14 protein-coding genes are annotated in these 15,919 nt (G+C 71.1%); 10 read left to right on the forward strand and 4 right to left on the reverse strand.

What is annotated here, in order from left to right:
• Positions 1-19 precede the first annotated feature (19 nt).
• From OAW74_RS06720 to OAW74_RS06750, 7 genes are all read left to right on the forward strand, one after another.
• Positions 20-739, forward strand: coding sequence for an NUDIX hydrolase (locus tag OAW74_RS06720; RefSeq protein WP_262873534.1), 720 nt, complete (start codon positions 20-22; stop codon positions 737-739).
• Positions 736-2,049 carry a quinolinate synthase NadA gene (nadA, locus tag OAW74_RS06725; RefSeq protein ID WP_262873535.1) on the forward strand — a complete coding sequence of 438 codons (1,314 nt, stop codon included), beginning with the start codon at positions 736-738 and terminating at the stop codon, positions 2,047-2,049. Before OAW74_RS06720 ends, nadA begins: the two co-directional genes overlap by 4 nt.
• Positions 2,046-3,659, forward strand: coding sequence for an L-aspartate oxidase (gene nadB, locus OAW74_RS06730; protein WP_262873536.1), 1,614 nt, complete (start codon positions 2,046-2,048; stop codon positions 3,657-3,659). The genes nadA and nadB overlap by 4 nt, the downstream gene beginning before the upstream one ends.
• A complete protein-coding gene (gene nadC / locus OAW74_RS06735) occupies positions 3,659-4,519 on the forward strand; it encodes a carboxylating nicotinate-nucleotide diphosphorylase (RefSeq protein ID WP_262873537.1) in 861 nt (286 codons plus the stop codon). Before nadB ends, nadC begins: the two co-directional genes overlap by 1 nt.
• A gap of 2 nt (positions 4,520-4,521) precedes the next feature.
• Positions 4,522-5,655, forward strand: a complete 1,134-nt coding sequence (locus OAW74_RS06740; RefSeq protein ID WP_262873538.1) for a cysteine desulfurase family protein — start codon at positions 4,522-4,524, stop codon at positions 5,653-5,655.
• 34 nt (positions 5,656-5,689) lie between these two features.
• Positions 5,690-6,631 (forward strand): glycosyltransferase family 2 protein, encoded by a 942-nt coding sequence (locus OAW74_RS06745; RefSeq protein ID WP_262873539.1) that lies wholly within the window; start codon positions 5,690-5,692, stop codon positions 6,629-6,631.
• A 286-nt stretch (positions 6,632-6,917) separates the two neighbouring features.
• Positions 6,918-7,901, forward strand: coding sequence for a DUF559 domain-containing protein (locus tag OAW74_RS06750; RefSeq protein WP_262873540.1), 984 nt, complete (start codon positions 6,918-6,920; stop codon positions 7,899-7,901).
• A gap of 192 nt (positions 7,902-8,093) precedes the next feature.
• Here the strand turns inward: OAW74_RS06750 and OAW74_RS06755 are convergent, their stop codons facing one another.
• Complete coding sequence (locus OAW74_RS06755) at positions 8,094-10,118, reverse strand: ABC transporter ATP-binding protein (protein WP_262873940.1); 2,025 nt, start codon at positions 10,116-10,118, stop codon at positions 8,094-8,096.
• Positions 10,119-10,246: 128 nt separating this feature from the next.
• Between OAW74_RS06755 and OAW74_RS06760 the strand changes: the two genes are divergently transcribed.
• A complete protein-coding gene (locus OAW74_RS06760; protein WP_262873541.1) occupies positions 10,247-11,749 on the forward strand; it encodes a DHA2 family efflux MFS transporter permease subunit in 1,503 nt (500 codons plus the stop codon).
• A 7-nt stretch (positions 11,750-11,756) separates the two neighbouring features.
• Here the strand turns inward: OAW74_RS06760 and OAW74_RS06765 are convergent, their stop codons facing one another.
• Entirely contained in the window at positions 11,757-13,040 is a 1,284-nt protein-coding gene (locus OAW74_RS06765) for a CotH kinase family protein (RefSeq protein WP_262873542.1), read from the reverse strand.
• Positions 13,041-13,240: 200 nt separating this feature from the next.
• On the opposite strand from OAW74_RS06765, the gene adhP reads away from it, so the two are divergent.
• Positions 13,241-14,260 carry an alcohol dehydrogenase AdhP gene (gene adhP / locus OAW74_RS06770; RefSeq protein ID WP_262873941.1) on the forward strand — a complete coding sequence of 340 codons (1,020 nt, stop codon included), beginning with the start codon at positions 13,241-13,243 and terminating at the stop codon, positions 14,258-14,260.
• A 43-nt stretch (positions 14,261-14,303) separates the two neighbouring features.
• Here adhP and OAW74_RS06775 read toward each other — a convergent pair whose 3' ends face one another.
• On the reverse strand, positions 14,304-15,119 hold the full coding sequence (locus tag OAW74_RS06775) for a DNA-formamidopyrimidine glycosylase family protein (RefSeq protein ID WP_262873543.1): 816 nt from the start codon (positions 15,117-15,119) through the stop codon (positions 14,304-14,306).
• A 33-nt stretch (positions 15,120-15,152) separates the two neighbouring features.
• Complete coding sequence (locus OAW74_RS06780) at positions 15,153-15,275, reverse strand: hypothetical protein (protein ID WP_262873544.1); 123 nt, start codon at positions 15,273-15,275, stop codon at positions 15,153-15,155.
• An 82-nt stretch (positions 15,276-15,357) separates the two neighbouring features.
• On the opposite strand from OAW74_RS06780, the gene OAW74_RS06785 reads away from it, so the two are divergent.
• The gene (locus OAW74_RS06785; protein WP_262873545.1) at positions 15,358-15,771 is read left to right on the forward strand and encodes a glucose-6-phosphate dehydrogenase; all 414 of its coding nucleotides are present in this window, start codon (positions 15,358-15,360) and stop codon (positions 15,769-15,771) included.
• Positions 15,772-15,919: the final 148 nt, after the last annotated feature.

Genomic DNA, 15,919 nt, shown 5'->3' on the forward strand with positions numbered 1-15,919 from the left:
ACCACGGGGACACGAACCCATGAGCAGCGAAGACATCACCCGCGTGGCCGTCTCCACGGTCATCCTGAGCCTGAAGCGCGAGCCCGGCGACGAGCACGCGTCGGTCGTCATGCCGCTCGTGCGCCGCGTGCGCGATCCCTTCGAGGGCCGGTGGGCGCTCCCCGGGGGCTGGCTCGACGTGCACGAAGGGCTCGACGCGGCAGCCTCCCGCACCCTCGCCGAGACGACGGGGCTCTCGCCGAGCTACCTCGAGCAGCTCTATGCCTTCGGCGCCGTCGACCGCTCCCCCACCCGGGTCGTCTCGATCGTCTACTGGGCGCTCGTGCGCGCCGACGAGGTCGAGCAGGCCCACCCGCAGGAGAACGTGGCCTGGTTCGACACCGCAGACCTGCCGCCGCTCGCCTTCGACCACGACGAGATCGTGGGCTACGCCCTGTGGCGCCTTCGGAGCAAGGTCGGCTACAGCCGCATCGCCCACGGGCTGCTGCCGGGCGAATTCACCCTCGCCGAGCTGCGCGAGGTCTACGAGGCGATCTTCGGGCGGCGCCTGGATCCTGCGAACTTCCGCCGCCAGGTCGAGAACTCGGGAAACCTCATCCCGACCGACCGCTTCCGCACCGGCAGCCACCGCCCCGCGCGCCTGTACCGCTACAACCGCGAAGTCGAGCTCGCCGACCGCGGCCCCCTCACCCACGGCCTCGCGCCGGCTCCCCTCCCCAGCGAATCGAGCAGATCATGACCGCCACCGCACTGTCCCTCCAGCCCCGCCCCATCGACCCGTCCGTCGACCACGAGATCCAGGCGATCGTCTCGGGCGACCTCGTCGGCGAGACGTGCAACACCGACCTCGCCGCCGGCCCCTGGGACTTCGATTCCCGCCCCGGCTACGGCCCCGGCGCCTCGATGGGCGACGTCATCCCCACCGGCGCCCCGCGGCAGGGAGAGCTCCCCGCCGAATACCGCGCGGCCTCCGACGAAGAGCTGGCGGCACGCATCCGCGCCGCCAAAGCGACCCTCGGCGACCGGGTCGTGATCCTCGGGCACTTCTACCAGCGCGAAGAGGTCGTGGAGCACGCCGACTATCTCGGCGACTCGTTCCAGCTCGCGGGCTTTGCGAAGCAGCATCCGGCGGCCGAGGCGATCGTGTTCTGCGGCGTGCACTTCATGGCCGAGACCGCCGACCTGCTCTCACAGCCCGAGCAGGCCGTCATCCTGCCGAACCTCGCGGCCGGCTGCTCGATGGCCGACATGGCCGACATCGACCAGGTCGAGGAGTGCTGGGAGCAGCTGAGCGAGCTCTACGGCGACATGGAGGCGGTCGACGCCGACGGCCGCGTGCCCGTCGTGCCGGTGACCTATATGAACTCGTCGGCGGCCATCAAAGGGTTCGTCGGGCGGCACGGGGGCATCGTCTGCACCTCGTCGAACGCCCGCACAGTGCTCGAGTGGGCGTTCGCCCGCGGCCGGCGCGTGCTCTTCTTCCCCGACCAGCACCTGGGCCGCAACACCGCCAAGGCGATGGGCGTGCCGCTCGCGCAGATGCCGATGTGGAACCCGCGCAAGCCCCTCGGCGGCTCGTCGGCCGCCGAGCTGCAGGAGGCGACCGTGATTCTGTGGCACGGCTTCTGCTCGGTGCACCGGCGGTTCACCGTCGCCCAGATCGACAAGGCCCGCGCCGAGCACCCCGGCGTGCGCGTCATCGTGCATCCGGAATGCCCCATGGAGGTCGTCGACGCCGCCGATGAGGCGGGCTCGACCGACTACATCCGCAAGGCGATCGCCGCCGCGACCGAGCCGACGACCTTCGCCGTGGGCACCGAGATCAACCTCGTGCAGCGCCTGGCCGCCGAGCACCCCGAGCACGAGATCTTCTGCCTCGACCCGGTCGTGTGCCCGTGCTCGACGATGTACCGCATCCACCCCGGCTACCTCGCGTGGGTGCTCGAAGAGCTCGTCGCGGGCCGCGTCGTCAACCGCATCACGGTGCCCGCAGACGTGGCCGACCCTGCGCGCGTCGCCCTCGAGCGGATGCTGGCGGCCCGGCCATGACGACGCCGCACGCGGTCGTCGTCGGCAGCGGCATCGCCGGGCTCACGGCGGCGCTGCACGCCGCGGCGAGCGGCTGCCGGGTGACGCTTGTGACGAAGGACGAGCTCGAGCACGCCAACACGCGCTTCGCGCAGGGCGGCATCGCGGGGGTCATGTTCGACGACGACTCCGCCGAGGACCACGTGCGCGACACGCTCGTCGCCGGCGCCGGGCTGAACGACCCCGAGGCCGTGCGGGTGCTCGTCGACGAGGGGCCTGCGCGCATCCGCGAGCTGATCGCACTCGGTGTCGCCTTCGACCGCGACGCCGACGGCGCGCTGGTGAAGGGCCTCGAGGCCGCCCACTCCTACCCGCGCATCCTGCACGCCGGCGGCGATGCGACCGGCATCGCCATCGAGCGGGCCCTCGTCGCGCATCTTCGGGCGGGCGAGGTCGAGGTGATCGAGCACGCCTTCCTCGTCGACCTCGTCGTGACCGCCGGCCGCGTCACCGGCGTCGACCTGCTGGTGGGACAGAGCCGCACCTCTCTGACCGCAGACGCGGTGATCCTCGCCACCGGCGGCGCGGGCCAGCTCTACGAGCACACCACGAATCCACCGGTCGCGACCGGCGACGGCATCGCCGCGGCGCTGCGCGCGGGCGCGGCGGTGCGCGACCTCGAGTTCTTCCAGTTCCACCCGACGGTGCTCGCGGTCGGCGACGCGTTCCTCGTGTCGGAGGCCGTGCGCGGAGAGGGCGCGACCCTTCTCGACGCCGAGCGCCGCCGGTTCGCCTTCGACGCGCACCCCGACGGCGAGCTGGCGCCCCGCGACGTCGTCGCCCGCGCGATCGCCGAGCGCATGGCGGCGCAGCACGGTGCACCGGTGCTGCTGGACGCGACCGGGCTGCGCCCCACCCCTGCAGAGACAGCGGCTTTCCTGGCGCGGCGTTTTCCGACGATCGACGCGGCGGTCAGGGCACGAGGTCTCGACTGGGCGCGCGAGCCGATCCCGGTGACGCCCGCCGCGCACTACCTCATGGGCGGCGTGGTCACCGATCTGCGCGGCCGCACGAGCCTCCCGGGGCTCTACGCCGTCGGAGAGGCCGCCTGCACCGGCGTGCACGGCGCCAACCGGCTCGCCTCGAACTCGCTGCTCGAAGGTGCGGTCTTCGGCGCGCGCGCCGGCGATGCGGTGGCGGCGGATGCCGCATCCCTGGCATGGCCGGTGGCCCCGGCATCCGCCCCGCGCGAGCCGAGGGACTCGGGCGGCGTCGCGCCGGCCTTCACCCGCGCCGCGCTGCAGGAGCTGCTCTGGGAGCACGCCGGACTCGTGCGGGACGCGGCGGGGCTCGAGCGTGCCGCATCCGTGCTCGCCGCGTGGCGCGCGCAGCCCCGCACGCCGTGCACGGTCGCCGAGTTCGAGGACGACAACCTGCTCGCGGTCGGCACGGCTCTCGTCGACGCGGCCCTGGTGCGCACCGCATCGGCCGGAGCGCACTTCCGCTCCGACGCGGCGGCGACCCCTCTCGCGGTCCCCCGTGCCGCTGCACCCGAATCACATGCTGACCAGCCGATCGCGCTGAGCGCGGCGCGACTCACGCCGCTCACCACCCGAGAAGGAGCAGCCTGATGCTCACCCGCGCCGTCATCGACCGCGTCGTCACCGCCGCTCTCGAAGAGGACGCGCCGTGGGGCGACCTCACGAGCGACTACCTGATTCCCGCGGATGCCGTCGCCACCGCGGACCTCGCCGCCCGCGAGCCGGGGGTCTTCAGCGGCGCGGAGGTGTTCGAGGCGGCGTTCCGGCTGACCGACCCTCGGGTGCACGTGCAGCCGGTCGCCGAGGACGGCGAGTGGTTCGAGCCGGGCGCCGTGCTCGCCGTCGTCACGGGGCCCGCCCGCGCCGTGCTCACGGCGGAGCGGATCGGCCTCAACTTCGCCCAGCGCATGTCGGGCATCGCGACCCTCACGGGGCGCTACGTCGCCGAGGTCGCCCACACCGGTGCGCGGATCGTCGACACCCGCAAGACCACGCCGGGGCTGCGGGTGTTCGAGCGCCATGCCGTGCGCAACGGCGGCGGCTACAACCACCGCTTCTCGCTGTCTGACGCGGTGATGGCCAAAGACAACCATCTCGCGGTGCTCACCCGTCACGGCGCCTCGCTCACGCAGGCGCTGCTGGCCGCGCGCGCCCGCCTGCCGCACACGGCCCACCTCGAAGTGGAGGTCGATCGCGTCGACCAGATCGAGGCGGTGCTGGCCGCTGACGTCGACACGATCATGCTCGACAACTTCTCGCTCGACGACCTGCGCCGCGGGGTGGAGCTCATCGCGGGGCGCGCGACGGTCGAGGCGTCGGGCGGGGTCACCCTCGAGACGGTGCGCGCGATCGCCGAGACCGGGGTCGACGTCATCTCGGTGGGCGCACTCACCCACTCGGCGCCGGCGCTCGACCTGGGCCTCGACATCCGCATCTCGACCGAGGGCTGACCGTGCTCTACCTCGACAGCGCGGCGACCACGCCGGTGCGCCCCGAGGTGCTCGAGGCGATGCTGCCGTTCCTCACCGACCGCTTCGGCAATCCCTCGAGCCACCACACCGTGGGCGAGCAGGCGGCCGCCGCCCTCGACGACGCGCGGCGACGGGTCGCGACGGTGCTCGGCTTCCGCCCCGGCGACGTCGTCTTCACCTCCGGCGGCACCGAGGCCGACAATCTCGCCATCAAGGGCATCGCGGTCGCCGCGCTGGTGAACGACGCGAAGCGACATGTCGTGACGACGCCGATCGAGCACGAGTCGATCCTCGCGTCGGTCGACTACCTGCAGCGCGTGCACGGGTTCGATGTGACCCTCGTGCCCGTGGACGGTGACGGGCTGGTCGATCCCGCGGAGGTCGCCGCATCCGTCCGAGACGACACGGCGCTCATCAGCATCGGGTACGCCAACAACGAGGTGGGCACCGTGCAGGATGCCGCCGGCCTCGCAGCCGTCGCGCACGAGCATCGCGTGCCGCTGCACCTGGATGCCGTGCAGGCGGCCGGCTGGCTGCCGCTTTCGGGGCTCGGCGCCGATGCCCTCTCGATCGCGGGACACAAGCTGGGCGCGCCGCAGGGAACCGGCGCCCTCGCGGTCCGAGGGCGCGTGCCGGTCGAGCCCCTGCTGCACGGGGGCGGCCAGGAGCGCGGACGCCGCAGCGGCACCGAGAATGTCGCAGGGGCCGTGGCCCTGGCCACTGCCCTGGAGCTCGCCGAGCGCGAGCGTGAAGCGGATGGGGCGCGGATCGGAGCTCTGCGCGACGCCTTCATCGGCGGCGTGCTCGCGGCCGTACCGGCCGCCCGGCTCACCGGCCACCCGGTGCGGCGCCTCCCCGGCACCGCGAGCTTCACGTTCGCCGGCACGAGCGGCGAGGCGGTGCTGCTCGAGCTCGAACGGCGAGGTGTCGTCAGCTCGAGCGGCTCGGCGTGCGCCGCCGGCAGCGACGAGCCCTCGCACGTGCTGCTCGCCATGGGGATCGAGCCCGAGGTCGCCCAGACCGCCGTGCGCTTCACCTTCGGCCACGGCGCCGACGTGCCGCCCGAGGCTCTCGCGGCGGCGGTCGCCGCATCCGTCGCCGCCGTCGGCGGCTGACCCCGACCGCCACGCGAGCACCTAGACTCGCCCCGTGCAGCCCGTCGTCACGATCATCGTCCCCGGCTTCGAGGTGGCGCCCTACGCGCACGAGGCGCTGGAATCGCTGCGCGCGCAGACGCTGACCGGGTGGTCGGCGATCCTCGTCGACGACGCATCGACCGACGGCACCGGCGAGATCTTCGCCGCTGCCGCCGAGGCAGATCCGCGGTTCCGCCTCGTGCGGCACCGCACCCGCCAGGGGCTCGCCGTCGCCCGCAACACGGGGCTCGATCTGGTGCGCACGCCGCTGGTCGGCTTTCTCGACGCCGACGATGTGCTCACGCCAGGGGCTCTCGAGCGGCTCGTCGGCGTGCTCGACGACACCGGCAGCGACTTCGCCGTCGGCGCGTACGTGCGGCTGCGGCCCGATGCCGACGGCGGCTATGCCGCGGGCGAGGTGCAGCCGTGGGTGGCTGCGGCGACCGATCCCGAGCGGCGGCGCACGACGATCGACGAGCACCCCGAGGCATCCGGCAACATCGTCGCCTGGTCGAAGGTGAGCCGCATGGACCTCTGGCGGCGCACCGGGCTGCGCTTCCCCGCCGGTCGCCTGTACGAAGATCAGGTGGTCGCCCAGCAGATGTACGCGGCGGCTCGCGGATTCGACGTCGTGCCCGATGTCGTCGTGCAGTGGCGCGTGCGCGCCGACGGCACGTCGATCACCCAGACCAAAGACGCACTGCCGGTGCTGCGCGAGTACCTCGCGGCGATGGCCGGGGGGATCGGCGTGCTCGAGGCCGCGGGGCATCGGGCCGCCGTGCGCGCCCGGGTGCGACTGATCCAGCAGATGGATCTGCCGAGCCTCGTCGAGATCGCCCAGACCCACCCGGACGTGACCTACCGCCGCGAACTCGGCGCGTTCGTGCGCGACCTCGCCGGCCGCGGCGGCGACCTCCCGCCGTCGGATGCGGCCGCCGCCGCATCCCTCTGGTGACCGTCCCCGCCTGATGCCCCCTCCCCGCGAGTTGGCACCTGTTGCCGCTGGTGCGGGGGCTCGGGCGACCAGAGGTGCCAAGTCGCGGGTGTGAGAGGGTGCGCGCGCTGATCTCGCGAGTTGGCACCTGTCGCCGCTTCGGCATGTGCGAGACCGACGAGAGGTGCCATATTGCGGGGAGGTGGACGCACCGATCGGCTCCTGCACAGTGTGCGGGTCGAGGCAGTTGTGCCCGGATGACCCCGGCCGCTCGCCACGGATCCGCGCGATCCCACAGAGTGGGCGGATGCTGCATCCTCGCCCCCTTCCCGCGACGCTCGGCGAGGCCTTCACGCGGGAGGAGGCGCTCGAGGCCGGTGCGACGGATCGACGCCTGCGCGCAGCCGACCTCGAGCGGCCGTACCGTGGGGTGCGGCAGCGCGTAGGGACCGATGCCACCGAAGACGACACGTCGCCGAAGAGCGGCTGGGAGCAGGAGCGGGCCGCGCGAGCCGCCGTGCTCCGGCGGGTGCGCGCGTACGCACTGGTGATGGAGCCGCACGCGTTCTTCATCGGGCGTACGGCGGCTGTCATCCACGGCTGTCAGGTCGCGAACACCGGGCCCCTCGACGTCGGCGTGCTCGCGCCCCACCGCGCGCCACGCCATCGGGACATCCGTGGCTTCCAGTTGACCTCGAGACTCGGCACGGTCGTCGAGGCCTCGGGGTTCAGGGTCACCGATGTGCCCACGACGTGGGCGACCCTCGCGCGTGACCTCCCACTGCGGAGACTGATCGAGGTGGGCGACGCTCTCGTGCGCATACCCCGAGACGAGCGCGGACAGCCGCGACCCGAGGCGCAGCTCGCATCGCCGACCGCCTTGCGCCACGCCGCCGACCTGTCACGTCGACGGGGTGCACCGAAGCTGCGGGAGGCGATCGAGTTCATCCGCGTCGGGAGCGCGTCACCACTCGAGACCGACGTCCGTCTGGACGCAGAGCTCGCAGGACTCCCCGAACCCGAGCTCGACGTCGACATCCACGATCGCGAGGGCCGACGGATCGGCATCACCGAGCTCGTCTACCGACAGCAGAAGGTCGTCGTCGAGATCGAGGGCGACCAGCATCGTGTCGACGAGAACCAATGGAACCGCGACATCGAGAAGTACAACGCGTACACAGCAGAAGGGTGGGAGGTCGTCCGACTCACCCGCGAGCACATCGTCGGCGAGCATCCGACGGCCGTGGCGACGGTGCGTGCCGCGCTGCGGCGGCGTGGCTGGCGCGGCTGAGCCGCCCCGCATCCTCCTCGACGTGGCGTTTTCGGTCGCCCGCCAGCGCCCGGAGCGACTACAGGTGCCAAGTTGCGATGGGTGGCTCGAGTCCAACCCCACCGCAATATGGCAGGTCTGGGCGGTCTCGGACGGTCCCGACGGCAACAAGTGCCAAGTTGCGGGGTCTGGAGGGGCGCTGTGGGCGCACGTTCAGTCGAGAGGGGGCTCGGGGGGCAGAGCGGGGGCGGGCTGCTCGTCGACCAGCAGCTCGATCGCACCGGTGACGGCGGCATCCGCCGGCTCGCGATCGGCGCGACGGTCGGGCAGCGCCGCAGGCTCGGCCTCGCCTTCCGCGGCCAGCACCCGCACGCCGGCGAGCTGCTCCGATGCCAGCTGCGCGTACAGGCCGTCCCGCGCCAGGAGCTCGGCGTGGGTGCCCGACTCGACGATCCGCCCTGCATCCACGACGTGGATGACATCGGCCGAGATCACCGTCGACAGGCGGTGCGCGATCGAGAGGGTCGTGCGTCCGCGGGATGCCGCCTCCAGCGCCTCCTGCACGACACGTTCCGACACGGTGTCGAGCGCCGAGGTCGCTTCGTCGAGCAGCAGCACCGGCGGGTCCTTCAGCAGCACGCGTGCGATCGCGATGCGCTGCTTCTCGCCGCCCGACAGGCGGTAGCCGCGCTCCCCCACGACGGTGTCGTAGCCGCGCTCGAAGCCGGCGATGACGTGGTGGATGTTCGCCGCGGTGCAGGCGGCGACGAGCTCCTCGTCGGTGGCCGCCGGCTTGGCGTACCGCAGGTTCTCGGCGATCGTCGCGTGGAAGAGATATGTCTCCTGCGAGACGATGCCCACCGCATCGATGATCGAGGCCTGTGTCAGCGAGCGCACGTCGGCACCCGCGAACAGCACAGCGCCCTCTGTCGCCTCGTACAGCCGCGGCGCGAGGTAGAGGATCGTGGTCTTGCCCGCCCCCGACGGTCCGACGAAGGCGACGTGCTGCCCCGGCGCGGCGGTGAACGACACGTCGTGCAGCGTCGGGCGGGCGGATGCCGCCGCATCCGGATATCGGAAGCCCACGCCGCGGAACTCGACGCGGCCCACGGGAACGGGCGCCGACGCCACGGGCGCGGCATCCGGCGCATCCTGGATGAGCGGAACGAGATCGAGGTACTCGAAGATGCGCGCGAACAGCGCGCCGGAGGTCTGCACGTCCAGCGCGACCCGCATGAGCCCCATGAGCGGCTGCAGCAGGCGCGCCTGCACGGTCGTGAACGCCACGATCGTGCCCGCCGTCAGCGCCGACGAGGCGTCACCGGTGAGCAGGAACCCCGTGACGAGGTAGATGACCGCCGGCACGCTCGCCATGAGCACCTGCACCACCGCGAAGAAGCCCTGCCCGCTCATGGCCCTGCGCACCTGCAGCACGACCTGGTTGTCGTTCTCGGCGCGGTAGCGAGCCGATTCGGCGGGTTGGCGGTTGAACGCCTTCGACAGCAGGATGCCGCTGACCGACAGTGTCTCCTGCGTGATCGAGGTCAGCTCCGACAGCGACTCCTGCGTCTGGCCGGCGATCCGTGCGCGCACCTGGCCGACGCGGCGCTGCACGACGATCAGCACCGGCATGAGGGCGACGGCGATGAGGGTCAGCCGCCAATCGAGCAGGATCATCGCCACGAGGGAGGCGATGACGGTCACGACGTTGCCGAGGATGCTGGTGACGGTGTTCGTGAGCACGCCCGACACTCCGCCGACGTCGTTCTGCAGTCGGGACTGGATGACACCGGTCTTGGTGCGAGTGAAGAAGCCCAGCTCCATCGCCTGCAGATGATCGAACAGCTTCACCCTGAGGTCGCCGGTGACCCGGTTGCCGACGGTGGAGGTGAGCCACGTCTGCACGACGCCGAGGGCCGCCGACAGCAGGAACAGCGCCACCATGAGCACGACCAGCCGCACGAGCAGCGCGAGGTCGGGTGCGCTCCCGTCGACGGGGAACAGCGCGTCGTCGAAGATGCGCTGCACGATCAGCGGCGGGATCACTGCGATGCCGGCCGAGACCATGACGATCACCGCGGTGAGCGAGATCCGGCCGAGGTAAGGGCGGAACAGCGCGACGATCCGCGGGCCGAGATCCGGGATGCGGGGAGCCTCGGCATTCTGTCTGCGCTGCGCGTCTTCGTCCACCGCGCCGCGGAATCCGCCGCGCATCCCCGGGTGACCGGCCGGACCCATGCTCATCGAGCCAGCGTAACCGGCGGGAATGGGATGTCGGCCGCGGTGGTTATCATCGAAGCTTGCCTTCGCGACGCGTCCGTTCCGGCCGCTGTCGAACGACCACGCCGCGACCCCGAGGAGACGACATGGCTGCCACCGACACCGCGTCCACACCCACCGTCAGAACTGCCCAGCTCACGAGCGAGCAGACCCGCGTCATCTGGCTGCTGCTGGCCGCCGCGTTCGTCGCGATCCTCAACGAGACGACGATGGGCATGGCGATCCCGCACCTCATCACCGACCTCGGCATCACGGCGCTCGCCGCCCAGTGGCTCACGACCGCGTTCATGCTCACGATGGCGGTCGTCATCCCCATCTCGGGGTTCCTCCTGCAGCGGTTCACGACGCGCCAGGTGTTCGTCACCGCGATGACCCTCTTCTCCGCGGGAACACTCATCGCGTTCCTCTCCCCCGGGTTCACCATGCTGCTGGTCGCACGGGTCGTGCAGGCCTCGGGCACCGCGATCATGATGCCGCTGCTCATGACGACGCTCATGACCGTCGTACCGGCCCATGCCCGCGGCCGCATGATGGGTCGGGTCAGCATCGTCATCGCCCTCGCACCCGCGATCGGCCCCACGCTGTCCGGACTGCTGCTCGAGACCGTGGGCTGGCGCTGGATCTTCGGCGTCGTGCTGCCGATCGCCCTGGTCGCCCTCTTCGCGGGCGCCAAGTGGATCCACAACCTCGGCGAGCCGACGCATGCCCCGATCGACATCCTCTCGGTGGTCCTGTCCGCCTTCGGCTTCGGCGGCATCGTCTACGGTCTCAGCCTCATCGGCGGGGCCTCGTCGCACGGCGGGACCGAGGCCGAGGCAGCCGCGGCAGCCGCCTCGACGACCATGCTCGTCGTGTCGTTCGTCGTCGGCGGCATCGCCCTGGGCCTGTTCCTCTGGCGCCAGGTCGTGCTGCAGCGGGTCGACGACGCCCTGCTCGACCTGCGCGTCTTCCGCTCGGCGAACTTCTCGCTCGCCGTCGCGCAGCTCACGATCATGTCGGCCGCCTTCTTCGGCGCCATCACCGTGCTGCCGCTGTACCTGCAGAATGTGCTGGGCCACCCCGCCATCGAGGCGGGTCTGGCTGTGCTCCCCGGGTCGCTCGTGATGGGCTTCGCCGGCCCCGTGATCGGCCGCATCTACGATGCCCGCGGCACGCGCACGCTGCTCATCCCCGGCGCGATCATCACGGTCGGCATGCTCTGGTACTACACGACCTTCGATGAGCACACCTCGATCTGGCTCGTCGCGGGTGCCCAGACCGTGCTCTCGCTCGGCCTCGCACTCTCGTTCACTCCGCTGTTCACCGCGTCGCTGGGTTCGCTCGAGCCGCGCTTCTACTCCTATGGCAGTGCCGTCGTCGGCACAGTGCAGCAGGTGGCGGGCGCAGCCGGCATCGCCCTGATGATCACGGTGATGACATCGGCGACGGCGGATGCTGCCGCCTCCGGTGCCACCGAGGCTGCGGCCGGCGCAGCCGGCACCCACGCGGCGTTCCTCGTGGCCGCGATCGTGTCGCTGCCGCTGCTGGTGGGTGCCGCGCTCATCCGCAAGCCAGAGGACGACGGCGTCGCGGCGGTCGCCGCCCACTGACCTCGGGTCAGGAGAGCTGGCCGGCGATCTCGTCGGCGTCGCTGTGGATCGTCGCACTGTCGACGAGGTCGCTCGCTCCGTCGAGCAGCGTCTGCGTCCACTGGTCCACCAGGTGCTGCGCGTCACCCGAGTCGACGATCTCCGCCTGCAGCCGCTCGAGCTCGCTCCGGTAGAGGGCGGCGAAGTCCGCATCGGCGAGGAAGCGCTCGGCGAGCACGTTCGACCCGCCGAAGCCTCCGCCCTGGCCGCCGCCGAAGCCTCCGCCGCCGTCACCACCGGCATCACCTGGGCGGCCACCGCCATCTCCTCCGCGGTCGCCGCCATCACCGCCACCGCCGCCGAACCCCCCACCCCCGGGGCTCGCGCCGAAAGCGAGGTTGAGGTCCCAGGTGACCACGGTCATGCGGGAGGTGGCGGGGTCGTAGTAGAGGTAGGAGTTGTTGCCCGGCCCGTCGATGTCGTCGGAGTTGCCGACGAGCTCTTGGAAGGCGAGGTAGGTGGCGAACCCATCGACGTCGAGATGCTCGTCGAGATCGGCGGCGAAGGTCTCATCGTCGACCTCGTTGATCCACTCCAGGAAATCGATCAGCGGCTGCAGATCATCGCCGCCGCCCTCCTGGTCGAACACCTCGGCGTAGGCGTCTGCGTCATCGCCGCGATAGCTGTAGTCGCCACCGGCCTCCGCCTTGTAGAGCATCCCGTCGCCGAGCTCGCGCTCCATCCAGCCGTCATCGGGATTCTCGATCACCAGCCGCAGCCGCTCGTCCGATCCGTCGGCGCTGAAGCGCACGGCGATCGCCTGCTGCGAGGCCAGACCCGCCTCTGCGAGCATCCCCAGTGCCACGGCCTCGTTCAGGGCGGTCTCGCTGCTGTTTCCGCGCACGACGAGCTCGGTGGTGCCGTCGTGGTTCTGGCCGTCGACGTACTTGTCCAGGCGCACCAGCCACGGGAGATCCTCCGGGCTCTCGCTGCTGAGCTCGGCGTCGGCCGATGTGGACAGGCCCCTCAGCGACGAGTTGCCCTTGAGTTTGAGCCCGGCATCCTCGTAGGTCTCGCCGTCGATGACCACCGTCGCCTCGATCCAGTCCTTCTCTTCGGTGTCGAGGTAGGTCTGGATCATCGCGTCGTAGTCGGACTGGTCGTAGTCGACCGAGATCGTGTGCACGACCTCGGAGTCCCACAGGTCGGACTCCGCACCGGTCGCGTCCGAGGCTGGCGTGGCCGTGCACCCGGTGAGCACCAGAGCGCACGCCATCGCGATCAGGGCGAAGCGACGGAGGAAGGCGACCATCCGTCCAGTGAACAACAGCAGGTTATGGCGCGGTTATGAACACCGTCTTGTCGGATCCCACAGCATTCCGTGTGGTCTGACCACTTGGGCGTACCGTGGGGGTGAGGACGGCGACCGTCCGTCCGATGGAGGAAAGAATCATGAGTGCCAACGTTGACACACGGGTTCGTGACGACCGCGGCGTCGTGCCGCAGGGCGTCATGCGGGCCGCCGTGGTCGTTGCCCCCGACAAGCCCCTTCTCGTCACCGAGGTGCCGATCCCGGCGCCCGGCCCCGGGCAGGCCCTCGTCCGCGTGATCACCACCGGCGTCTGCCACACCGATCTCCACGCCGCGCGCGGCGACTGGCCCGTGCCGCCGAAGGCGGATCTCATCCCCGGTCACGAGGGCTATGGCGAGGTCGTCGCCCTCGGCGAGGGTGTGACGACGCTGTCGGTCGGCGAGAAGGTCGGCAACGCGTGGCTGTGGAGCGCCTGCGGCACGTGCGAGTACTGCCGCACCGGCTGGGAGACGCTGTGTCTGCAGCAGAAGAACGGCGGCTACGGCGTCGACGGCTCGTTCGGCGAGTACATGCTGGTCGACGAGCGGTTCGCCGCGCGCATCCCCGAGGGCTCCGACCCCGACGAGGTCGCGCCGATCCTGTGCGCCGGCGTCACGGTGTACAAGGGGCTCAAAGAGACCGAGGTGAAGCCGGGACAGTGGGTCGTGATCTCGGGCATCGGCGGGCTCGGCCACGTCGCGGTGCAGTACGCCGTGGCGATGGGCATGCGGGTCGCGGCGGTCGACGTCGACGACGCCAAGCTGCTGCTGGCCAAGCACCACGGGGCTGAGGTCACCGTGAACGCCGCCAAGACCGATCCCGTCGCCGCCATCCAGGAGCGCACGGGAGGCGCGCACGGCGTGCTCGTCACGGCGGTGCACACCGAAGCGTTCGGCCAGGCGACGGGCATGTGCCGCCGCGGCGGCACGGTGGTGTTCGTGGGGCTCCCCCCTGGCACCTTCCCCGCCGACATCTTCTCGACCGTGCTGAACCGCATCACGATCCGCGGCTCCATCGTCGGCACCCGCCAAGATCTGGCGGAGGCCCTCGACTTCTACGCGCGGGGCAAGATCCACCCGACGATCACCGAGGAGAAGCTCGACGACATCAACGACGTCTTCGAACGCATGGAAGCGGGAAAGATCGAAGGCCGCATCGTCATGCGGTACGTCGACGCCTGATCCGCACGTCACGGGGCGGGGCTTCAGCCCCGCCCTTCGTCGTTCATTCGAGCGGGATGCCGGCGGTCTGGCACGTCGCGCAGTACTGCCACGACGTGCTCGACGTCGAGTGGTCGCGCACGGCGTCGCCGCATCTCGGGCACGGCGCTCCCCCTCGGCCGTGCACCTGCATCGCCGCGACCTTCGCGGCTTTGAGCGCGTGCGGAGGGATGCCGCGACGTGCGGCGATCGCGGCGCGCACGACACCGGTGGTCGCCGCGAACAGCGCGTCGCGCCCGACCTCGTCGAGAGCCGATGCGTGCGCGACGGGCGACAGGCGCGCTTCATGAAGGATCTCGTCGGAGTAGGCATTGCCGATGCCGGCAAACGACTCCTGCTCCTGCAGCAGCGCTTTGAGCTGCTTGCGCCGGCCGGCGACCACCGCATCGAAGCGCTCGAGCGTGAACCCATCGCTCGCCGGGTCCGGCCCGAGCCCGGCGATCGCCGGCACATCGAGCGGATCGTCGACGACGTGAAGCGCGAGCGAGAGCCACTGCCCGGCATCGGTCAGATCCAGCATGTCGTCGTCGAGCTCGATGCGCGCGATCACCGGCGCACCGCCGGGTGCCGCCTCGCCGTTCCAGCGCGCCCACCCCGCCCGGCCGAACGAGATCACGAGCGCGCCGGCATCCGTCGAGACGGAGAGGTGCTTGCCGAACCGGCGCACGCCGGTCACCGTCGCTCCTTCGAGCGACGCGGGCGGTCGGTCGCGCGTCTTGATCGCGCGGAACTCGTCGACCTCGACGCGCGTGATGCGTCGCGACGTCAGCCGCTCGTCGAGGAACTCGGCGAGAGCCTGCACCTCGGGCGACTCGGGCATGGCGTCATCCTGCCACGCCACGCCGACAGCGCATCAGACGCTGCAGCAGCCTCCGCCGCAGCACGACGCGCCTTCGTCGCTCACGAGCAGATTCTTGTCGTCGGCGACCGCGGGCAGCGGCTGCAGCGTGGGCGTCGGCAGGTTCGATGTGGCCATTGCTCCATGCTACGTCCGCGCGCGCGAGGGTGGACGCGCAGCCCCCGCGGGTCGCGTACCGTTGAAGCGAGGAGGGCTCAGCATGAAGATCGTCGCAGGAGCCGACTGGCGTGACGGGCTGCCCTTCGAGGCGCCCGTCCTGGTGTCAGAAGTCATCCCGGGAGAACCGACCCGCTGCTTCACATGCGGCACCGATTCGGCGCTGCGGGAGCGCACCGAGCTGTGGGCGGTGAAGCACCGCCACCCCAAGCAGCACGCGGGCTTCGTGCGCTTCTACTGCGCAGAGCACAAGCCTGCTCCGCCGGCGCGCCCGCAGGTGACGCCCGACGTGCGCCCGGCATCCCGGGCGCCGCGCGCCGCGCGTGCCGAGCGCTCGTCCACACCCGCGCGGCGCGCGGCAGCCGCGGAAGAGCGGCCGAAGGCGCTGTGCCCGAACTGCTTCGTCGAAGTGCCCCCCAGCGGCGTCTGCGGCATGTGCGGAGAACGCGTCGACTGACACCGCCGGTCCGCGAACCATGGGGGTTCGCTTTACGTCATTGCCATTGACTTTACAGTGTGTATAGTGGATGCACGCCGAGGGCGACGAGCTCTGCAGTCGCCCCCGGCTTCCAACGCTCCACAGCGCGAGGCACCGATGGCGGTGT

This window comes from Microbacterium fluvii, assembly GCF_025515205.1.
Taxonomy (GTDB): Bacteria; Actinomycetota; Actinomycetes; order Actinomycetales; family Microbacteriaceae; genus Microbacterium; species Microbacterium fluvii.